Raw genomic sequence first — 21,249 nt, 5'->3', positions numbered from 1 at the left:
CGACTTGGTGCAATCGATTCTGAGATTTTCGTCACTCCAGAAACGAACCCGCAAGCTGCATGCGGCTTTCAGAGGCATTTCATGCCAGAAGGCGCATGCAGCTTGCGGATTCGTTTTTAAAAATGATTTGATAATTACAGCATTACAGCATTACAGCATTACAGCATTACAGCATTACAGCATTACAGCATTACGGCATTACGGCATAAGTCTTAACCGATCACAGGAACATCCCACCGGATGCCTCGATACGCTGCGCATTGATCCAGCCGCTGCCATCCGACAACAAAGATGCGATTACTCCACCGATATCATCCGGCAAACCGACGCGGCCTAATGCTGTCTGGCTCGCGACAAACTGATTCAGCTGCTGGTTGTCTCTGACAGCGCCGCCGCCAAAGTCCGTCTCAATCGCGCCTGGTGCGATGACATTCACGGAGATGCCGCGTGGTCCGAGTTCTTTAGCCAGGTATTTTGTCAGGACTTCGATCGCGCCTTTCATCGACGCATACGCGACATAGCCAGGCAAGGCAAAGCGAGTCAGTCCAGTTGAGACATTCAAAATACGTCCATGATCCGCGATCAGTGGCAGCAAGGCCTGCGTCAGGAAAAACACACCCTTGAACTGAATATTCACCAACTGATCAAACTGCGCCTCACTGGTCTCGGCAAACGTCGCATGAATACCGATCCCCGCGTTGTTCACCAAAAAATCAAAATGCTGACGTTGCCAGGTCTGGTTCAATGCCGCGTGCACCTGATTGCTGAACTCGGCGAAGCTGCTTACCTTGCCGACATCGAGTTGCAGCGCAACCGCTTTACGGCCCAGCGCTTCGATCTCGGCAACGACGGCCAGCGCATCTGATTGCTTACTTTGATAGGTCAGAATGATATCGACGCCTTGGGCCGCGAGTTTCAGTGCGGCGTTTTTGCCCAGACCACGACTACCACCGGTAATGATTGCGATTTTTTGAGTCATTTTGTTGCTCCTGGTTAATGTAGATTAAATGTATATTGCCCAAATTGTTTGGGATGGAGGCAGTGTATAACTTGATTTAAATGGTATAAAGATAGTTAAAATGATTGCACTGTTCGTAAATAACGAATAATAAATAGCGAACAATAAATAACAGACGGAGCCTTGCCATGAATCGACTGGAAGCTATGCAAATCTATGTGCGGGTTGCCGAGCTTGCCAGCTTTACCCAGGCGGCAGACAGTCTCGGTCTGCCCAAGGCCAGCATCTCCACCGCCATCAAACAGCTAGAAAGCTTGCTCGGCACGCGGCTGCTTAACCGCACCACGCGCACGGTACAGATGACGCAGGACGGCGTCTTGTTCTATGAGCGCAGCAAAGACATGCTCGCCGATATGGACGAGTTGCAGACGATGTTTCAGCAAGGTGAGGGCGAGATCAGCGGGCGTTTGCGCATTGATTTACCGATTGGTGTTGCGCGTTATATTCTGATTCCCCGTTTGCCGGAATTCTTACAGGGGCTGCCTAAGCTAGAAGTTGAAATCAGCAGCACCGATCGCCGGGTCGATCTGGTCAGAGAAGGCTTTGATTGCGTGATGCGTATCGGTGCGCTCAGCAGCTTGGGTGAGAGCGCACTGATTGCCAGACAGCTGGGCGAGCTGCGGCAAATTAATTGTGTCAGCCCCGATTATCTTGCACGCTTTGGCACACCACAGTCGCTGGACGACTTGCGCCAGCATCGCCTGATTCACTACACCGCCCACTTTGGCGGCAAGCCGGTGGGATTTGAATATGTCGACAACGGACAAAATAAAACTCTGAAGATGACTGGCAGCATCACCGTCAATAACAGCGATGCTTATCAAGCCGCCTGCCTGGCGGGCTTTGGCATTATCCAGGTGCCGGTGATCGGCATGCAGCGCGAGCTGATTGCTGCGGGACGGCTGGTCGAGATTTTGCCCGCTTACACCGCACAAGCCATGCCCGTCTCTTTGTTATACGCTAACCGGCGACACCTGCCCAAACGCACACAGCGTCTGATGAACTGGATCGCGGAGGTGATGGCACCATATCTGGTGTCGCCAGATTCGCGCGGTACCTAGTGGTACAAGGAGTTTGTCGTCGCGCTCAGGTAAGACGAGCTGACTTCAATTGCCTATAAAAACTACTGACTATTCAAATAATTTGTAAAGCATGCTTGACATCTGGTTTATTGAGACCTAATATGTAAAACATGCTTTACATCGTAATCGAGGTAAAAAAGTTGGGCAGCGAAAAAATAGCTTGAATCGCTACTTATTTTTTGTAGAGTCGTGTCAAGTTTCCTTGACTTAGTGCAGTGGAATGCAGACTCGTTAAAACTTTGAGCAAGCGAACGAGAATCTAGTCATCAGCGTAGTAAAAAAGGCAGTACAAAACGAAGTAAAAACCGAAGTAACTGCGCAGTAAAAAATAAATTCAGCAAGGTGACCATTCACCCTGCTTTTTTTAACGGCATCAGTGTCAAGCAGGCTTTACATTTTGTTTAAGGAGATCCAAATGAATGAAGCAGCATATTCAAAAAGAGACAAAGAAATAGCAAGGAAATACCGCAAGGAACTAGGTTTGTCGGTTGTGCTGTACGTGGTTGTTTTGCTCGTTTCAATTAGTTATGCAAAGCCGATGGCGGACAGTGTGCTCCGTACTTTGATCGTCATGACGCCAGTGGTTCCCGCGTTTGGGGCGCTGTGGGCGATCGTACGTAATTTCAAGCGCATGGATGATTATGTCCGCGTCTGGCTGCTCGAGGTGGTGGCGATTTCCGGTGCTATCACCGCATTTTTTAGCTTCAGTTACGGGTTTCTGGAGGGGATAGGTTTTCCTCGTTTGAGCGGATTTGTCACCTACGGCATTTTTATGGGGTGCTGGTGCCTGATTATCGGTATTCGCAAAATTCTGGAGCGTGAAAAATGAAAAACATCGTCAAAGAATTACGAACCCAGAGAGACTTAAGTCAGGCTGCGCTCGCCGACTTATTGGATGTCTCGCGACAGACGGTGAACGCGATTGAAACCGGACGTTATGACCCTAGCTTGCCACTGGCTTTTACGATTAGCAAATTATTTGGATTGCCGATTGAAAAAATTTTCTTCGTCGATTGAGCCAGATAATCCGCTAACCCGATAAAGAGTGTACTCAGAGATGAACTCAGTTGATTTTAGAAATTCAGTTCATCAACAACTGTTAATAATTGATAGAGGAATTACCATGAGCTTCCCATCTTTTTGCCAAAACAAAATATCCTATTTCGCACTCATTGTCGCCATCATTACGGCGATTTCGTCCGGTAGCAGTAAAGCGGCTGACGCATCTGCTGGTGCATCGACTGACACATCCGCTGTTGCTAATGAACTGTCCAGACCCAGTACGGCGACGGAATATCAGATCGGCAGTATGTATGTCGAACAGTACCTCAACCCGAATGCAAAAGGCGCACCTGTCATTCTGATCCCCGGCTTGTCCAGCGGTGCTTACGTCTGGGATGACACGGTCAAAGCGCTACAAAATAAGCACAGTATTTATCTGATCACCCTCGCAGGCTTTAACGGAAAACCCGCTATGCCCGGCGCCAAATTGCTCAAAGCCAAAGAATCACTGGCCGAGTTAATAAGGATAAAGAATATCCAAAAACCCATATTGATTGGTCATAGTTTAGGTGCGGCTTTATCGATTTGGTTTGCAGAGGATTATTCCAATCTGATTAGCGGTGTTTTTGCTGTTGACGGCCTGCCTGTAATGCCACGATCCGAGAATTTGACCACAGAACAGAGACAAGCCATGAGCCAGGGAATGAAAACGCAAATGTCCGGCGTCACCCAAGAAGTTTTCGCCGATCAACAACTAAAATATATGCAAGTGATCGGCGTCATTGACCAGGAACTTGCAAAAAAACTGGCCATCCGCAGTGCGACCAGTGACCGCACCGCATTTGTTGACTACATGACGGAATTGTTTGCTACCGACATGCGCAAAGATCTGCCTTCGATCACTGTTCCCTTAGCCGTTGTATCGCCGTATTATGAAAAAGATTTTGTATCGATTCCTATGTCAGAGAATCAAAAAACAGCTTATTACGCATCGCTGCTATCCGGAGTGAAAAACTTGCAGATGATCTCAATAAGCAATGCCAGGCATTTTGTCATGCTCGATCAACCTGCCATCTTTAATGACAAGCTGCAGAGTTTTATCAATTCAATTCACTGAGTTAGATCTGCTCTGGTCAAAGCCGCGCAGCAGTCGCAGCGCGGATTTTTTATCATCTGGGTAGACAGATATTGCGCTGATGACGCGCTGGTAGAATCTCGCCATCCGCAACGCTTTTACGATCTCTTAGCAATCCCTTAGCAAGCCTTTAGCAACCCCAAGAATGCAAGCTCGCCGTAGGCGTATTCTTGCCGGGCTTTGCTGTGGATGACATCAGAATAATTACAGCCGTACTGTTTGGGCCGTCTATTTCGATAATGAAATCCGGGAAACCATCGCCATCCATATCCGTAATCCCGACGATGCGTGAGGCCCAGCCATAATAGCCAAGCGCGTACTCAAACTGCTTACCATCATATTCAATAAAGTACGTTGCACCTTCACCGTAGGGCGCACCGTTTTTTCCCTTCAGTCCATTTTGAATCCGCATGCCAAACGGCACTTCGTTCAGTTTTAAGCGGTATTGGTAATCGAGTTCGGGGTTGAGAATATGTCCACCGTTTTTAAACACATACAGAGGATGCTTACCCGCTTTGATCGGTGATCCGGGCACGCGCAGATGCAAGATGCCATCACTTTCCTGCTCTGTGAATTCAGCAGATGAACTTGCCGGAGGAGTGTTTTCTTCCGGTATCTGGCGAACGATTTTGTTCAGCCATTCCGGGTTTTTGTCGGCTGGGGATTGCGCCTCGATATGCAAGACGTTCTCTTCGATGATCAGGCTATACCATTGATCCCTTGGCCATTTTGCGGGCACCAGATGTTCAAATTGTTTTGGCACACCATAACTACCAACATCTTGACGCCACTCACCGATTTTAAGCAGCGCACCCGGCTCCTTGTCCGCTGCGTAACTCAAGGATGTCAGTAGCAAGCTTACCGATAATAAGAGGCGTGATGGAATGGTTTTCATAATGATGACGTGAGCTTATGTGTTAGCTCAATGAATTCGATCAAATTATTGCGATGTACTTCTAAGATAAATCGCGCCTATGTAATGCACCAGCCAGTACGTCATGCCTACCGTTTATCCAGATAACCCCAGGCAACGCCGATGAGCAGGCCACCGGTATGTGCCCAGTTTGCAATCGAACCCAGTACGCCAACCCAACATAAAACAAACCAGCCGAGCATCATTACAATCGTCTGTTGCGTCAGGATGATGCCAAATCGTGGATTGGTGCGTCCTTGCATCCAGATGTAACCAAACAAGCCATACAGCACACCCGACATGCCGCCAAAGAAAGGCGATTGCGTCAGCAAAAATTGCACGAGATTTGATCCGGCACCAAGCACGACAATAAACAGCAAATAAAACGCCGTACTTCGCCTGCTCTCAATCAGCCTACCCAGATCCCACATCGCCATCATATTAAACACCAGATGCATGACACCAAAATGAATAAATATCGGTGTGATGAGACGCCAGACTTCACCATGCATAATATATCCAGGCCGTGGCTGGCCGGATCAGCGATCCATAGCGGGCTTAGTACGGCATCTACTGCGCCTAGCTTAGACAACAGAGCGACCAGGAGGCTGATAGCGATTAGCGCATTTGATACGCTGAGATATTTTTTAATCTCAATCATAAATTGTCGGATCACTCTTCATCGTCAAATTCTTCGGCAAGATTTTTCCAGCCATGACGCGCAGCGAACACGCAGAATTCTTCCGGTGCCTCCAGCACGATCAGCTTTCTTTCTTGCAGACCCAGATCACTATGTCCAAAGTCAGGCCCGACATAACCGAGTTCACGTAACTTCGCCATGATCTGGCTGAGCAACACTTTGTCGTTATACAAGCCATTTTCTATCGGCGCAGCAAAGTCGATGTAGACATCGATGATGCCGTAGCCCTCATCAAAAATCCGTATCGCTTTGATGTCGTGGCTGCTGCCGCTGGAGTCCGTGGCTTTGAACGGGCCGCTTAATTGGATGTCTGTGTCTGTTGTCATTTTGGGGGTTGAAATTGAATTGAGTAATGAGAAAAAACGTTCAGTTGAATAAGACTATGCTCAACAATTTTTTCAGTGAAGACTGCTCGCTTTTTTGATATCAAATAACAATATCATGCTATGACCCATAGTTCTCCGGCCGTAGGGTGCGCCATGCGCACCGTTTCGTTCTTGTGCAGATGATTGTTACCTTGTTGCATTATCGGTGCGCATGGCGCACCCTACGAATTGAAACTTTGTTCGTTGCGACGATTGGGTATTTCCTGCGTCACTGGTGCGCACGCTACGCTTGCAAAAAATCACGACTTTCCCAGAGCTGTCTTCGCGACTTCTTCGTATAGATTAATGACTTTTGGAATTAAGTGGTCGTGAGATCTGACTAAGAATTCTTGCACACCGACATACGTTATTTTGTTCTTTTTAAAGTCAATCATTTCGAATTCAAGTGATTTCCCGTCATTTTTTATTCTCGCTAAAAATTTGTGCTTGTTATTGTTTGAGATTTTTTTCAGTAACTTGAAATCTTCGTCATCTATTAACTCTTGGAATAGGTTCGCTAACGATGTGTTGCAGGGATAAGTATTACAAATAGACTTTAAAAAATTGTGAGTCCATCCACAATCTATTTCAGATATATTATTTTCTTTTCCTTTACTATCTAAGTAGCTTAGTGGTTTTAATGCAAGATATAGCACGAACGGAAACGAATCAATCATTGCATGAGCATTAGCAATAAATGCGACTATTAGAGCTTCAAAGTTATTTCTCAAATTTCCTGAACAATCAAATTTTGCCAATGATAATTTACCTTCTTCAGAGTGAAGTAAGAAATCTTCATAGTAATGGGAGGCATAGACATTCCGTTTGGCGAAAGATTGTAATGCCCAATAGAGTTCTTTTTCATTTTCTTTGGCAGCAACTTTTTCTGTGAATTTATCCAGATTGAGTGTTAGATTTTTCATTTTAACCTTGAGCAATCAGATCGAATCAAATGGAAATATTATCATCGTGAATTACAACTGGAAATGCCAATTTTCAATCAGTCCGTAGTGCGCCCTGCGCACCGCTTGACGTTGGTTTACATCATCGGTGCGCATGTTGCACCCCACAAACTCACCCAGTTTAATCGCGGAGTAATTGTGTGATTAAAACCAAAACCCGCAATCTCCATGCGCCTCTTAGCCTGAAATGCCTCCAAGAGCCGCACCAGCATTGCGCGATCGGTTTTGACATTCCATCAAACTTAATGCGCTTCTTCCCAATTATTTCCTACGCCAACTTCTGCTAACAGTGGCACATTCAAAGCAGCCACATTCGCCATCAATTCCGGCAATTTGCGTTTGACCAATTCCAGCTCTGCGTCCGGTACTTCGAGCACGAGTTCATCATGGACTTGCATGATCATTTTGGATTGGAGCTGGGCGGTTTCTAGCCAGTTTTGTACGGCGATCATGGCGAGTTTGATCAGGTCGGCGGCGGTGCCTTGCATTGGGGCGTTGATCGCTGCGCGTTCTGCGCCCTGGCGGCGGGGACCGTTGGGGCTATTGATTTCTGCCAGCCAGAGGCGGCGGCCGAAGACGGTTTCTACATAGCCCTGGGCTTTGGCCTGGATGCGGGTGTCGGCCATATATTGGGCTACTCCTGGGTAGCGCTGAAAATATTTATCGATGTAGCTTTGGGCGGCGCTGCGCTCGATGCCGAGATTGCCTGCGAGGCCGAATGCGCTCATACCGTAGATCAGGCCGAAGTTGATGACTTTGGCGTAGCGGCGTTGTTCGCTGGTGACTTCTGGCAGCGTGACACCAAAAATTTCGGACGCGGTGGCGCGGTGGACGTCTTCGCCATCGGCAAAGGCTTTAAGCAGGCTGGCGTCGCCGGAGATATGCGCCATGATGCGTAGCTCAATTTGCGAATAATCGGCAGAGACGATGTGGCTGCCTGCCGGTGCGACGAAGGCTTCGCGGATGCGGCGACCTTCGGCGGTGCGTACGGGAATGTTTTGCAGGTTGGGGTCGTTCGATGCCAGGCGACCGGTGACGGCCACAGCTTGCGCGTAGTTGGTATGAACCCGGCCTGTACTGGCATTGACCATCTTGGGTAGCTTGTCGGTGTAGGTCGACTTGAGTTTGGCGAGGCCTCGATATTCGAGCAACACTTTGGGCAGCGGATAATCTTCGGCAAGTTTTTGCAATACTTCTTCATCGGTCGAGGGGGCGCCGGAGGGCGTTTTCTTGACGACGGGGAGGCCGAGCTTGACGAAGAAAATTTCACCGAGTTGCTTGGGTGAATTCAGGTTGAATGGTTGCTCTGCGAGTTCATACGCTTTCTGCTCCAGCTCCAGCAGGCGCAGGCCGATTTCATGGGATTGCGCATTGAGTTTGTCGGGATCAATGCGGACGCCGTTGCGCTCAATTTTTTGCAGCACAATCGAGGTTGGTAATTCAATGTCGTGATAGACCCGCAACAGCTTGGCATCGTGCGCGATCTCTGGCCACATCGCCTGATGTAGTTGCAAGGTAATGTCGGCATCTTCTGCCGCGTAATGGGTGGCGCGGTCGAGGTCGACTTGATCGAAACAAATTTGTGATGCGCCTTTGCCGCAGACTTCTTCAAAGCTGATCGTTTTTTTGCCGAGATGGCGTAGTGCCAGACTGTCCATGTCGTGCGATTTATGCGATTCAAACACGTAGGATTGCAACAGGGTGTCATGCGCAATGCCACGTAAATGTACGTGGTGATTGGCGAAGATGTGGCTGTCGTATTTGAGGTTTTGCCCGACTTTGGCTTTGCTGTCGTCTTCTAGCCAAGACTTAAGTTTTCCTAATACGAAGTCGCGGCTGAGCTGTTCGGGGGCGCCTGGGTAGGTATGCGCGAGCGGAATGTAGGCGCCGGAGCCGGCGGTGCAGCTCAGCGAGATGCCGACCATTTGTGCGTTCATCGGCTCCAGCGATGTTGTTTCTGTGTCGATGCAGGTGAGGGTGGCTTGATTGATGGTATCGAGCCAGCGATCGAGTGCCTCTTCGGTCAGCACGGTCTCGTAACTGGCGGCATCGGTAGTGGTCGGTGCGCCTGGCGCAGCGCCGGATGCGCCATCGCTGGCGGAATTGCCGCTAGTGTCGCCATCGTTACTATTGCTGTCAAACAAACCGCCTTGCGGTGACGCTTGCTTTTTGCTGGTGCTGGCAGTGGGCAGCGGCGTCGCACCTGCCGTCGGATCACCGGACAATTCACGTAGCCAGCTTTTAAAGCCATAGCGGGTGAAAAACGCCAGCATGGCTTCTTTGCTCTCTTCTTTGGCGATTAGCGACTGGTCGATCGAAATGTGATGGCCGGATAAATCGCAATCGGTTTTGACCGTGATCAAGACGCGACCTTGCGGCAGCCAGTCTAATGCCTGACGCAGGTTGTCGCCGACGACGCCTTTGATTTTGTCTGCATTGGCGATGACGCCGTCGAGGCTGTCGAACTCGCTTAGCCATTTGACGGCGGTTTTCGGCCCGCACTTGGTAACGCCGGGTACGTTATCGACGGTGTCGCCGATCAGCGTGAGATAGTCGATGATGCGGTTTGGCGGTACGCCGAATTTGGCGAGTACACCGGCTTCGTCGAGCTTCTCGTTGCTCATGGTGTTAATCAGGGTGACGTTGGCATTGACCAATTGCGCCAGATCTTTGTCGCCGGTGGAGACGATGGTGTTCATGCCACGTGACGTGGCTTCGACCGCTAGCGTGCCGATCACGTCGTCAGCTTCTACTCCTTCGACCATCAGGATCGGCCAGCCCATGGCGCGGACGGCTTCGTGGATGGGTTCGATTTGTAAACGCAAGTCGTCGGGCATCGGTGCGCGCTGGGCTTTGTAGTCGGCGTACAGGTCGTCACGGAAAGTTTTACCCTTGGCGTCGAACACGCAGGCCATGTACGCTGCCGGATAATCGTAGCATAATCGGCGTAACATATTGATCATGCCGTAGATAGCGCCGGTTGGCTCACCTTGCGGATTGCGCAGATCGGGCATGGCGTGAAATGCGCGGTAGAGGTAGCTAGACCCATCGACTAATAACAAGGTTTTTTGCATAAGGATAACGGTAATGAGTGACAGCGGAAAAAGGATAGTGAAATTACGCCAGATGCTTGCCGGCGATAAGGCCACCGCGCTCAAGGCGCGCGAATCTTGGCATATGTTCACGATTATGGCAGAGTTTATTGAGTCTACCGAACGTCTGTCTGGTGTAGGACCGGCAGTGACGATTTTTGGATCCGCCAGAACGGCGGCAGATCATCCGGACTATCTGACTTGTGTGGATGTCGCAAGACGCTTATCGGATGCGGGTTTTGCGGTGATTTCGGGTGGCGGGCCAGGCATCATGGAGGCTGCAAATAAGGGCGCATATGAGGGAGAGTCTGCATCGGTAGGCTTAAATATTGAATTGCCACATGAGCAGAAAAATAATCCCTGGCAAAATATTTCGCTGACTTTTCGGCATTTTTTTGCACGCAAGGTAGCGTTTGTGAAGTATGCCGATGCCTACGTTGTGTTTCCCGGTGGTTTCGGTACTTTGGATGAAATGAGTGAAGTATTGACGTTGATACAGACCGGTAAGACGCGTCACATTCCTGTGATTCTGGTTGGCAGCAGTTTTTGGCGTGGTTTGCTGGAGTGGATCAATACGCAGCTGGCGGGTAATGGCATGATTGAGCATAGTGACCTTAATCTCGTGCAGTTAATTGATGAACCGGCGAATATTGTTGATGCGATTTTTGCGTTTTATGAAGCGCGCGATATTGAACCTTCGGATGAAGAACGCCAGCGTATGTTGTATTTATAGTTGTCGTCATCGCTATGGGAGCGAGAATTTTGCTGTTTGAACCGTCTCCGTGCGATGCGCAGGTCCTAAGTAAGTCCTAATATTGCTGGGAGCGCGCACGCCGCTTTGTTACAATGAGGGCATGCTGCAACCCCGATGTATATTCAATGCATACACGCTTAAAGTGACTATCATGAAAAACTTGTCCCACACATCTACCGCTGCGCTGCTCTGCCTGAGCGCTGTTTTGCTCCCTTTTTCTGTCGCTGCCCAGACTGCGGCTAAGCCAGATTCCAAGCCAGACTCTTCTCCGCCAAAACTGGAAAAGATTGAAGAAGTGCCAGAAACCGGCGTCAAGATCGCGAAACCTGAAAAACAAAATCAAACGACAGAAAAACGTGTCGGCGGCAAAGTCACTGAGGTCCAGGTCAAAGCAGGTAAGAGCAATTACGTAGTCAAGCCGAATCAAGAAATCGGTAATGCGCCTAAAGGCACGGTGCAGGGCGACGCTAACCGCGGTGCGCAATGGTCGGTGCTGCAATTCGGCGGTAAAAAAGAAAGCAAGGAAGTGGAACCTATTCCTACCTTGCAGCCTGCTCCCGCAAAACCAGCGGCGACTGTCACAGGTACTGCCGCCAGTTCAGCTGCAAGCGCTGCAGCCAGCATGCCGGTAAAAAAATAATCGTCACGGATCTCATTCAGATCCTCATCAGATACTCATCAGACTCTAATCACTCTACGCAAAATGGCAGTATTTACATCGGTAAGTCTGGATGATCTTCGTCCATGGATGACGCAATTCCCGCTAGGTCAGGCATCGGCAATCAAAGGGATTGCGTCAGGGATTGAAAACAGCAATTTTTTTATCACGACAGAATCCGGTGAATTCGTTCTGACGATTTTTGAAAATCTGAGCTTCGAGCAATTGCCGTTTTATCTGAAGTTAATGCGCCTCCTGGCGGATCGTGGTGTGTTGGTGCCAGCGCCGATCGCGAACGATCGCGGTGAGCTGGTCGTTGCCTTACATGGCAAGCCCGCCGCAATCGTGAGCAAACTAGAGGGATGCTCGCAAATGTCGCCAGCGCCTTTGCACTGCGCCGAGGTCGGTGCGATGCTGGCGCGCATGCATCTAGCCGCGCAGGATTTTGAAATACGTCAGCCTAATCTGCGCGGTCTCGACTGGTGGAATGCGACGACACCCGTAGTGTTGCCGTTTTTATCGGATGCGAACCAGCATTTATTGCGCGCTGAAATGCATTTTCAGGAAACCTTCGCGAGTACGGCGGTTTATCACGCATTGCCAAACGGCCCTGTCCATGCGGATCTGTTCCGCAACAACGTCATGTTTGATGGCGATAAGCTGACGGGTTTCTTTGATTTTTATTTTGCCGGTTGCGATACCTGGATTTTTGACGTCGCTGTGACGGTGAATGACTGGTGTATTGATGTGGCAACAGGTGAGCTCGATGATGCGCGGGTGACGGCTTTGCTGGCGGCTTATCATGCGGTGCGCCCCTTCACTGAGGGTGAACGTGCGGCATGGCAGCCGATGTTGCGTGCGGCAGCACTGAGGTTCTGGCTGTCACGCCTGTACGACTTTTATTTGCCGCGTGATGCCGAGATGCTCACGCCGCACGACCCCGGCCATTTTGAGCGGATTTTGCGTTTGCGTGAATCGCGCAATGCGCCAGCCTTACCTGTAGCCTGATGATGAAACTGAATTCGAGTAGTGGCTGGTTGTGGATTAAAGACGGTTTTCGGTTATTTCGTCAGCAACCGGTAGAGATGCTGGCCCTGTTTTTTGCCTATATGTTCCTGACTATGGGAATAGGTTTAATTCCGGTGCTGGGGCAATTTATGCCTTTGATACTGGTGCCGACGTTTTCCATGAGCTTTATGCAGGCCTGTCGCCAGATCGACGCAGGGCAGCGAGTGCATCCGAATGTCTTACTCACGGGATTCCGCTCGCCGGCCTTACCTCGCTTGCTGATGCTGGGCTTGCTCTATCTGCTTGCTGCAATGGTCGCAATCGGTGCTTCGGCACTGGTGGATGGTGGTGCGTTCTGGGATTTTTTGACGAGTCAAAAACCGATTAATCCTCAGGATCCTAAAAGCATGCCGGATACAGCGATGTTCTGGGGCATGCTGTGTTCCGCCGTCGTTTATTTGCCAGCTTTAATGGCGTTCTGGTTCGCCGCACCGCTGATCGCCTGGCAAAATATGGGCCTTGGCAAGGCCGTGTTCTATAGTTTTTTTGCCGTGCGAGGTGAGGGCCGTGCCTTCACTGTTTATGGCCTGGCATGGCTGGTGCTGGGCGTATTGTTGCCCATGGTCTTGAGTCTGATGGTAGCAATTATCGTTGGCAAGGCGATTGCGGTGGTGATCATCATGATGCCGGTATCGCTGGCATTAACTGTTGTGATGTATTGCTCGTTTTATCCGCCTTACACCCATGTTTTTGGAAAGCCTGATCAGGCGAATCCAGAATAAAACAAAAAAGCGTAGTCGATCATGACTACGCTTTTTTGTTTGTCTCTTCGTTTTTTGCTTGCCGGGCGCTGATTACTCCGCGATCTGATGTTCAGATGGCATATCGATGTCTTCGATAATTTCATAGGTATGGCTCATGACCGCGGTCTTTTCTAGCATGATTGATGCCGAACAGTATTTTTCATGCGAGAGCTTAATTGCACGTTCGACCAGATTGGGTCTCAGGTTGCGACCACGAACGATAAAGTGGAAATTGATTTTGGTGAATACCTTAGGTTCAGTTTCTGCGCGCTCGGCCTGGAGTTTGACCTCGCAGCCTCGGATGTCCTGTTTGCTTTTGCGCAAGATCAGTACCACGTCATAAGCTGAGCAACCGCCCGTGCCGAGCAACACCATTTCCATCGGACGCGGTGCCAGATTGCGGCCACCACCATCGGGTGCGCCATCCATCAAAACTGCATGACCTGACCCTGTTTCTGCCAGAAATGACATGCCGGACAAGCCGGTCCAGCGCACTGTTGCTTCCATGTTTCTCACCTGTAAAATGAATTGACTAGAGTAATTAGCGTAATTTCAGCTAATTGTAACGCAGCAAAACAAATCACATAGAGCGCACAATAATCGTGAAAGTGTGGACTTAAAAAGAGTGGCAAAACGGAATTGGGTGAGTATTTGGATAATTCGTGAACAAATTTTCATTAAATTGCAAATAGATGAAAATATTTTGGTCTTTTTACCTTGCACTGCACAATTTATTGTCCTATTATTGACTCATCGGTTAGTTATCGTGCAGTAAAAAGTTCTGGTAACTGACCACGCAATTGTCTCCTCCGCCTCCTAGGTGGATTCAACCCGAAGCTCAGACTTCGGGTTTTTTTTGCCTTTTTGCCGCATTTCTTGCCTTTCAGGTGCTCATTTTTTAAACAATGCTTGCACTAAGTCTTTGAAAATACTATAATTTCCGACTCTCTATTAGCCCAAGAGAGAAGTTACAAGGGAGAGTCTGCCAAGCAAGGTCGGCAGAACCACCAAAGCAACCAAGATTACAGGGCGTTTTTAACTCTTACTAGGATTCATCATGAAAACCTTTTCCGCAAAAGCACATGAAGTGCAGCGCGACTGGTTCGTGATTGACGCGACGGACAAAGTACTCGGACGTGTTGCCAGCGAAGTGGCACTCCGTTTGCGCGGCAAGCACAAACCTGAATTTACTCCTCACGTTGACACGGGCGATTTCATCGTCGTTATCAATGCAGGTAAACTGCGTGTTACAGGTACTAAAGCTCTGAACAAGACTTACTACCGTCACACAGGCTACCCAGGCGGTATCTACGAAACTAATTTCCAGAAAATGCAAGCGCGTTTTCCAGGTCGTGCACTCGAGAAGGCTGTTAAAGGCATGTTGCCTAAAGGTCCACTCGGTTACGCGATGATCAAGAAGCTGAAAGTGTATGCTGAGGCAACTCATCCGCACACTGCGCAGCAACCTCAAGTACTCGACATCTAAGGATTAGCCATGATCGGTAATTACAACTACGGTACTGGCCGTCGCAAGAGCGCAGTTGCTCGCGTCTTCCTGAAATCCGGCAGCGGCAAGATCGTTGTGAACGGCAAACCAGCAAACGAATATTTTTCTCGTGAAACTGGCCTGATGGTCATTCGTCAGCCTTTGGAATTGACTAACCACCTCGAAACTTTCGATATCATGGTTAACGTCCACGGCGGCGGCGAATCCGGCCAAGCTGGTGCAGTTCGTCACGGTATCACTCGTGCCTTGATCGACTACGAAGCAACATTGAAGCCAGAGCTGTCAAAAGCTGGTTTCGTTACACGTGATGCACGTGAAGTTGAACGTAAAAAAGTTGGTCTGCGCAAAGCACGTCGCGCAAAACAGTTCTCCAAGCGTTAATCTCGCGGACTCTGTCTCTGAAAGCCGTCAGGTTAATAGCCTGGCGGCTTTTTTCCATTTTGGAGTCTTATTTACAATTGCGGACTCTTTCTGCTGCTAGAATACGAACAAAATTTCTGTCGAGGAACATACAATGATCAAAATAGGCATAGTCGGTGGTACCGGCTACACGGGTGTTGAACTGCTGCGTTTGCTATCCGCACATCCCGCTGCGCACTTGACAGCGATCACATCGCGTAAAGAAGATGGCCTGCCGGTTGCTGATATGTACCCGTCCTTGCGCGGCCATGTTGGTCTAGCTTTTTCTTCCCCCGACAAAGCAAAATTGACCGACTGTGATGTCGTATTCTTCGCGACGCCGCATGGGGTCGCTATGGCTCAGGCGCCGGAGTTGCTGGCTGCGGGTGTCAAAGTGATCGATCTTGCCGCAGATTTTCGACTGCAAGACGTTAGCCAGTTCGAGAAATGGTATGGCATACCACATAGCTGTACCGAGCTTCTTAAAGAAGCTGTGTATGGATTGCCAGAGTTGAACCGCGCCAAGATTAAGACTGCGCGTGTGATTGGTAACCCTGGCTGCTATCCGACGACCATGCAATTAGGTTTTTATCCTTTATTGAAAGCGGGCGTGATTGATGCGGGCAATCTGATTGCCGATTGTAAATCCGGTGTCTCCGGCGCAGGACGCAAGGCTGAAATGAGCTTATTGTTTTCAGAAGCTAGTGACAGTTTTAAGGCCTATAGCGTTTCTGGTCATCGTCACATCCCCGAAACCATAGAGCAATTACAGGCCATGAGTAGCGAAAAGATCGATTTGCTATTTACGCCGCATTTGGTTCCGATGATACGCGGTATGCATTCGACGCTTTATGGTCGTTTGACCAGCGACATCAGTAATGAAGCCTTGCAATCCTTGTTTGACGATGCCTATAAAGATGAGCCTTTCGTCGATGTTATGCCATTCGGCAGTCATCCGGAAACGCGTTCTACACGAGGCTCAAATATGTTACGCCTCGCGTTGCATCGGCCAAATAACGGTAAAACGGTGGTCGTGCTGGTGGTCCAGGATAACCTGGTCAAAGGCGCGGCAGGGCAGGCGGTGCAGTGTATGAATATCATGTTTGGCCTGAACGAAACAACAGGTCTGAAACATGTTGCGGTGATGCCTTAAGATGAGCCGACGCTTAGGGCAGCGACGCCTGGTCGCTTCAAAAATGACGATACGCCAGGATCAGCCCTGGCCCGTCAAATTGGCGATTGTTGCTGTCATTATCGGTCTGGCGGGAGCGGTCGCCTTATGGACCTATGATCTGGGCCGTAGTTTTGCATTCGGCCCTAAGATTAAACCGGAAGAAGTCGAAGCGCTGCACAAGCAAGTCGATGAGCTGAAAGTTGAGCGCGATAAACTCGCCGCACAGGTTAATACCTCTGACAGCCAGCAAAATATCGAAAAATCGACGCAAAAGCAATTGACGGATCAGGTCAAAAATCTGACTTCAGAAAATCTGAAGCTAAAAGATGATCTGGCTTTTTTTGAGAGCCTGATGCCATCTGCCACCGGGCCAGAAGGAATTACCCTCCAGAGAGTAAAGGCGGAAATGGTGACGCCGAACCAGATGCGTTACCGCGTTCTGGTAATGCAAGGGGGCAAAGGCGGGCGGGATTTTGTTGGCGATTTGCAATTATCTCTGACGCTGGCGCAAGGCGGCAAACCTGTTATGATGCAATTCCCCGATCCGAAGACGGGCGAAGCTGGTAAATTAAAATTGTCATTCAGGTATTATCAGCGACTCGAAGGTGTGGTGACCCTACCGGAAGGCGCAACGGTCAAGTCGCTACAGGCCAAAGTGATGGATAAAGGTCAGTTACGCGCCCAGCAATCGATCAATTTGTAAGGGGTTTTCCATGTTTAGTCGTAAAAGTAAAAATACCATTGATAGCCTGATTGGCGTATCCAGCAGCATTGAGGGTAACCTGCATTTCAAGGGTGGTTTGCGCATTGACGGCCACGTAAAAGGCAATGTCATCGCAGAGGCCGATGAATCCAGCATGCTGGTGATCTCGGAGCAGGCAAAAATTGACGGAGAGGTCCGCGCAGGACATGTGGTTGTCAATGGCGAAATCAATGGCCCGGTATTTTCAACTGAATTGCTGGAGCTGCAGCCCAAAGCGCGTATTTCAGGTGATGTGCACTATAAAGCCCTGGAAATGATGAACGGCGCTCTGGTGTCGGGCAAATTGACCCATGATCAAGCAGCCGAGCCCGTCTTGAAACTTGCCTCATCTAATAATTAGAATCACCGCTAGACTTATTCTCGTCAAAACACGCGGGCGGATATAGGTCTATAATGAAGCCTTGTCAGAACAGTAGGAGCACGAAATGAATGCCGTAGCCGAAATGCCAGCACCGATTATTTTTACTGAAAGTGCGGCCGCCAAAGTGGCGCAATTGATTGAAGAAGAAGGTAATCCTGATTTGAAACTGCGCGTCTTCGTCCAGGGTGGCGGATGTTCGGGCTTTCAGTATGGTTTTACTTTCGATGAAATCGTGAATGAAGATGACACTGCCATGACCAAAAATGGCGTGCAGTTGCTGATAGATTCCATGAGCTACCAGTATCTGGTCGGCGCAGAGATCGACTATAAAGACGACCTCGAAGGTGCGCAGTTTGTGATCAAGAATCCAAACGCGACGACGACTTGTGGCTGTGGATCTTCCTTCTCTGCATAATCTGTAGAGTTGAGAAAAAAAGGACGCTAAGGCGTCCTTTTTTTATGCCTGAAATAAATTCAGTGCATTGTTGCGCAACAATTCATCACAAACCGGATTGCATTGATTACACTAATCAAAACTGATCTCATCGATCTTGACGAGCGCTGTACAACACGAGGATTTGCGATGGAACAGACGATCAATAGTAGTAGCCAGCAGAACAGTAAGCCGTCATCTCAGTTGCCGCCCGCGCCACCAGCGTCACAGTTATCGCAGACAGCGCAATTGCAGACTTACCTGGACAGACAGCGAAAAGTAGTTGCGGCTCTGCGCAATGTACTTCCTGAACGTAGCGTCTTGTTTCAGGAAGAAGATACCCGTCCTTATGAATGCGATGGCCTTGCCGCCTATCGTCAATTACCGATGGTCGTTACCTTGCCTGAAAACGAGCAGCAAGTCATCGCAGTCATGCATATTTGTCGCGAACTTCAGGTACCTATCGTGCCGCGTGGTGCTGGTACAGGACTGTCCGGCGGCGCGATGCCGATCATTGACGGCGTTGTGTTATCAACCGCCCGCTTAAATAAAATCCTCAAGCTCGACGCTTACTCGCGTACGGCGATCGTACAACCCGGCGTGCGCAATCTCGCGATCTCTGATGCAGTTGCAGGACTCGGCTTGTATTACGCTCCCGATCCGTCTTCACAAATTGCCTGCACCATCGGCGGCAACGTCGCAGAAAATTCCGGCGGCGTGCATTGCCTCAAATATGGTCTCACGGTGCACAATGTTTTGCGCGTGCGTGCAGTGACCATTGATGGTGAAGTCATTGAACTGGGTGGAGCATCCCTGGATGCGCCAGGTTTGGATTTGCTGGCGGTATTTATCGGATCGGAGGGAATGTTGGGTGTGGTAACAGAAGTCACGGTCAAACTGGTGCCGAAACCGCAGGCAGCACGCGTCATCATGGCGTCCTTCGATGACGTGGTAAAAGGCGGTAATGCGGTGGCGAACGTCATCGCTGCGGGTATTATTCCGGCAGGCTTAGAGATGATGGATAAGACCTCATCGCGCATGGTGGAGCCTTTCGTCAAAGCCGGTTATGACGTCGATGCTGAGGCGATTCTGCTATGCGAATCCGACGGTACCGACGATGAAGTAGCAGAAGAAATTCAGCGCATGAGTGTGGTTCTGGAGCAAGCAGGGGCGACTGCGATTGCCGTGTCGACGACGGAGGCCGAACGCTTGCGGTTTTGGTCAGGGCGAAAAAATGCCTTCCCCGCAGCAGGGCGTATCTCCCCCGATTATTACTGCATGGACGGCACGATTCCACGCAAAAATTTATCCCAGGTTTTGCTAGGAATTGCGGCGATGGAGCAAAAGTATGGATTGCGTTGTGCGAATGTATTTCATGCCGGTGACGGTAATTTGCATCCGCTGATTTTGTTCGATGCGAATAAGGACGGCGAATTCCATCAGGCTGAATTATTTGGTGCGGAGATTCTGGAGTTATGTGTCGAAGTCGGTGGCACGATTACCGGCGAACATGGCGTCGGTATTGAGAAGATTAATTCGATGTGCGTCCAGTTTTCGACTGCGGAGCTCGATGCGTTCCGTGCGGTAAAGCGCGCGTTCGATACCGCATTTTTATTGAATCCGGACAAGGCTATTCCTACGCTGCATCGCTGTGCCGAATACGGGCGCATGCACGTCAAGCGCGGACAACTGGCATTCCCTGATTTACCCCGTTTTTAAAAAAATGGTATGGACATGTCTAAAAACTTCGACATTAAAAAATCATATCAACAGGACGTAAAAGCCAAGGTGCTCACTGCAGAGACACAGAAATACAGAGAAAAGACAGAGAAGTAAGTGGTTCCATGAAATATCGATTCCAAGGGTTTTTAGAAATTTCTACATGCAAGCACGCATATTCTATGCGCCTTCTGGCATGAAAATGGCTGGAAACCCGCATGGGTATTGCGGTATTGGTTTTAAATTGGATGAGTTTTGATGAGTTTTTATGGCTTTTGATAATTTTTATAAGAAGAAACAGTACGCCCACCGGATAATGAATGAACGCTGATATGGACAATATCCTGCAAGAGTTTCGCGATCGCATTTTGACAGCATCGGCTACGAAAGCACCGCTATGCATACAAGGCGGCGCAAGCAAACATTGGTATGGACAGACTTTGTGCGGCGAGGTGCTGGACACTCGCGCTTATACCGGTATCGTCGCTTATGAGCCGACAGAACTGGTGATCACTGCACGTTGCGGCACGCCTCTGTCAGAAATTGAGGCCGCGCTTGCGGAGCAGCAGCAGATGCTAGCGTTTGAGCCGCCGCATTTTGGCGCTACGGCGACCTTCGGTGGCATGGTGGCTGCTGGTTTGTCCGGACCACGTCGGGCTGCGGTGGGGGCGGTCAGAGATTTTGTTCTGGGTGCACATTTAATGGATGGGCGTGGTGAATTGTTGGCGTTTGGCGGGCAAGTCATGAAAAACGTCGCTGGTTACGACGTTTCGCGCTTGCTGGCCGGATCGCTGGGAAGCCTGGGTTTGATCACCGATATCTCCATCAAAGTGTTACCGAAACCTTTCGCAGAAACGACGCTGGTATTTGCGCTGTCTGAAGCGGACGCTTTGACGAAACTAAATCAATGGGGCGGTCAGCCACTCCCCATCTCTGCCAGCGCCTGGCACGTCGGTCGCCTGATGTTGCGCCTGTCAGGTGCAGAAGCCGCGGTGCGTGCGGCGAAAAAGAAATTAGGCGGCGAAGAGGTACAGGATGCAGGCCGGCATTGGTCGGCATTACGTGAGCACGAGCATGATTTTTTTGTGCAAGACGATGAACATGGGTTATGGCGTCTGTCTCTGCCGCCCAGTGCAAGTCCCCTGTCTTTGACTGGAAAATCCCTGATTGAATGGGGGGGGGCACAGCGCTGGTTATTTACGGATGAAGCGCCACAGCGTATCCGGGATGTTGTGACAAAAGCCGGTGGCCATGCGAGCTTGTTCCGTGGTGGCGATAAACGCACCGGCGTGTTTACACCGCTGGCACCGGCCGTGGCCAAGATTCACCGTCATCTAAAAAACGCATTTGATCCTTCAGGTATTTTCAATCCTGGACGCATGTACCTTGATTTGTAATTTT

23 protein-coding genes are annotated in these 21,249 nt (G+C 49.7%); 16 read left to right on the top strand and 7 right to left on the bottom strand.

The window, feature by feature from the left end; translation table 11 throughout:
- Nucleotides 1–220 precede the first annotated feature (220 nt).
- Nucleotides 221–979, bottom strand: a complete 759-nt coding sequence (locus ACO0K3_RS05995) for an SDR family NAD(P)-dependent oxidoreductase (protein ID WP_422982828.1) — start codon at nt 977–979, stop codon at nt 221–223.
- Nucleotides 980–1,146: 167 nt separating this feature from the next.
- Here ACO0K3_RS05995 and ACO0K3_RS05990 point away from each other — a divergent pair, with 167 nt between their 5' ends.
- The 4 genes from ACO0K3_RS05990 (at nt 1,147) to ACO0K3_RS05975 (ending at nt 4,219) form a co-directional block, all read left to right on the top strand.
- Nucleotides 1,147–2,079, top strand: a complete 933-nt coding sequence (locus ACO0K3_RS05990; protein ID WP_422982826.1) for a LysR family transcriptional regulator — start codon at nt 1,147–1,149, stop codon at nt 2,077–2,079.
- 436 nt (nt 2,080–2,515) lie between these two features.
- Nucleotides 2,516–2,929, top strand: coding sequence for a hypothetical protein (locus tag ACO0K3_RS05985; RefSeq protein WP_422982824.1), 414 nt, complete (start codon nt 2,516–2,518; stop codon nt 2,927–2,929).
- On the top strand, nt 2,926–3,117 hold the full coding sequence (locus ACO0K3_RS05980; protein ID WP_422955653.1) for a helix-turn-helix transcriptional regulator: 192 nt from the start codon (nt 2,926–2,928) through the stop codon (nt 3,115–3,117). Before ACO0K3_RS05985 ends, ACO0K3_RS05980 begins: the two co-directional genes overlap by 4 nt.
- 106 nt (nt 3,118–3,223) lie before the next feature.
- On the top strand, nt 3,224–4,219 hold the full coding sequence (locus ACO0K3_RS05975; protein WP_422982822.1) for an alpha/beta fold hydrolase: 996 nt from the start codon (nt 3,224–3,226) through the stop codon (nt 4,217–4,219).
- A gap of 148 nt (nt 4,220–4,367) precedes the next feature.
- On the opposite strand, the gene ACO0K3_RS05970 is transcribed toward ACO0K3_RS05975, so the two are convergent.
- From ACO0K3_RS05970 to polA, 5 genes are all read right to left on the bottom strand, one after another.
- Complete coding sequence (locus ACO0K3_RS05970) at nt 4,368–5,132, bottom strand: hypothetical protein (protein WP_422982820.1); 765 nt, start codon at nt 5,130–5,132, stop codon at nt 4,368–4,370.
- Nucleotides 5,133–5,239: 107 nt separating this feature from the next.
- The gene (locus tag ACO0K3_RS05965; protein ID WP_422982818.1) at nt 5,240–5,662 is read right to left on the bottom strand and encodes a rhomboid family intramembrane serine protease; all 423 of its coding nucleotides are present in this window, start codon (nt 5,660–5,662) and stop codon (nt 5,240–5,242) included.
- Nucleotides 5,663–5,822: 160 nt separating this feature from the next.
- Entirely contained in the window at nt 5,823–6,176 is a 354-nt protein-coding gene (locus ACO0K3_RS05960) for a hypothetical protein (protein ID WP_422982816.1), read from the bottom strand.
- A gap of 299 nt (nt 6,177–6,475) precedes the next feature.
- Nucleotides 6,476–7,138, bottom strand: coding sequence for a hypothetical protein (locus ACO0K3_RS05955; protein WP_422982814.1), 663 nt, complete (start codon nt 7,136–7,138; stop codon nt 6,476–6,478).
- Between the two features lie 281 nt (nt 7,139–7,419).
- Nucleotides 7,420–10,251 carry a DNA polymerase I gene (gene polA / locus ACO0K3_RS05950; RefSeq protein WP_422982812.1) on the bottom strand — a complete coding sequence of 944 codons (2,832 nt, stop codon included), beginning with the start codon at nt 10,249–10,251 and terminating at the stop codon, nt 7,420–7,422.
- 13 nt (nt 10,252–10,264) lie between these two features.
- Between polA and ACO0K3_RS05945 the strand changes: the two genes are divergently transcribed.
- The 4 genes from ACO0K3_RS05945 to ACO0K3_RS05930 all read left to right on the top strand — a co-directional run bounded on the left by ACO0K3_RS05945 (nt 10,265) and on the right by ACO0K3_RS05930 (nt 13,471).
- Complete coding sequence (locus ACO0K3_RS05945; RefSeq protein WP_422982810.1) at nt 10,265–11,002, top strand: TIGR00730 family Rossman fold protein; 738 nt, start codon at nt 10,265–10,267, stop codon at nt 11,000–11,002.
- 172 nt (nt 11,003–11,174) lie between these two features.
- Complete coding sequence (locus ACO0K3_RS05940) at nt 11,175–11,663, top strand: hypothetical protein (protein ID WP_422982808.1); 489 nt, start codon at nt 11,175–11,177, stop codon at nt 11,661–11,663.
- A gap of 63 nt (nt 11,664–11,726) precedes the next feature.
- The gene (locus ACO0K3_RS05935) at nt 11,727–12,689 is read left to right on the top strand and encodes a homoserine kinase (protein ID WP_422982806.1); all 963 of its coding nucleotides are present in this window, start codon (nt 11,727–11,729) and stop codon (nt 12,687–12,689) included.
- Complete coding sequence (locus tag ACO0K3_RS05930) at nt 12,689–13,471, top strand: BPSS1780 family membrane protein (protein ID WP_422982804.1); 783 nt, start codon at nt 12,689–12,691, stop codon at nt 13,469–13,471. The genes ACO0K3_RS05935 and ACO0K3_RS05930 overlap by 1 nt, the downstream gene beginning before the upstream one ends.
- A gap of 72 nt (nt 13,472–13,543) precedes the next feature.
- On the opposite strand, the gene ACO0K3_RS05925 is transcribed toward ACO0K3_RS05930, so the two are convergent.
- Nucleotides 13,544–13,999, bottom strand: a complete 456-nt coding sequence (locus ACO0K3_RS05925) for an OsmC family protein (protein ID WP_422982802.1) — start codon at nt 13,997–13,999, stop codon at nt 13,544–13,546.
- A gap of 550 nt (nt 14,000–14,549) precedes the next feature.
- Between ACO0K3_RS05925 and rplM the strand changes: the two genes are divergently transcribed.
- The 8 genes from rplM (at nt 14,550) to glcE (ending at nt 21,245) form a co-directional block, all read left to right on the top strand.
- Nucleotides 14,550–14,978: a 50S ribosomal protein L13 gene (rplM, locus tag ACO0K3_RS05920; protein ID WP_262835245.1), complete on the top strand. Its 429-nt coding sequence runs from the start codon at nt 14,550–14,552 to the stop codon at nt 14,976–14,978.
- 9 nt (nt 14,979–14,987) lie between these two features.
- On the top strand, nt 14,988–15,380 hold the full coding sequence (rpsI, locus tag ACO0K3_RS05915; RefSeq protein WP_188566679.1) for a 30S ribosomal protein S9: 393 nt from the start codon (nt 14,988–14,990) through the stop codon (nt 15,378–15,380).
- 133 nt (nt 15,381–15,513) lie between these two features.
- A complete protein-coding gene (gene argC, locus ACO0K3_RS05910) occupies nt 15,514–16,551 on the top strand; it encodes an N-acetyl-gamma-glutamyl-phosphate reductase (protein WP_422982800.1) in 1,038 nt (345 codons plus the stop codon).
- A gap of 1 nt (nt 16,552) precedes the next feature.
- The gene (locus ACO0K3_RS05905) at nt 16,553–17,275 is read left to right on the top strand and encodes a DUF6776 family protein (protein WP_422982798.1); all 723 of its coding nucleotides are present in this window, start codon (nt 16,553–16,555) and stop codon (nt 17,273–17,275) included.
- Between the two features lie 10 nt (nt 17,276–17,285).
- Complete coding sequence (locus ACO0K3_RS05900) at nt 17,286–17,675, top strand: bactofilin family protein (protein WP_422961881.1); 390 nt, start codon at nt 17,286–17,288, stop codon at nt 17,673–17,675.
- Nucleotides 17,676–17,760: 85 nt separating this feature from the next.
- Nucleotides 17,761–18,111 (top strand): iron-sulfur cluster insertion protein ErpA, encoded by a 351-nt coding sequence (gene erpA, locus ACO0K3_RS05895; protein ID WP_262835249.1) that lies wholly within the window; start codon nt 17,761–17,763, stop codon nt 18,109–18,111.
- Nucleotides 18,112–18,279: 168 nt separating this feature from the next.
- On the top strand, nt 18,280–19,848 hold the full coding sequence (locus ACO0K3_RS05890; protein ID WP_422982796.1) for an FAD-linked oxidase C-terminal domain-containing protein: 1,569 nt from the start codon (nt 18,280–18,282) through the stop codon (nt 19,846–19,848).
- A 320-nt stretch (nt 19,849–20,168) separates the two neighbouring features.
- Nucleotides 20,169–21,245 carry a glycolate oxidase subunit GlcE gene (gene glcE / locus ACO0K3_RS05885; RefSeq protein WP_422982794.1) on the top strand — a complete coding sequence of 359 codons (1,077 nt, stop codon included), beginning with the start codon at nt 20,169–20,171 and terminating at the stop codon, nt 21,243–21,245.
- The last annotated feature ends 4 nt before the right edge of the window (nt 21,246–21,249 follow it).

It is taken from the genome of Undibacterium sp. Rencai35W (assembly GCF_049340185.1).
GTDB lineage: Bacteria > Pseudomonadota > Gammaproteobacteria > Burkholderiales > Burkholderiaceae_D > Undibacterium.
This window is presented reverse-complemented; position numbering and strand designations above follow the sequence as displayed.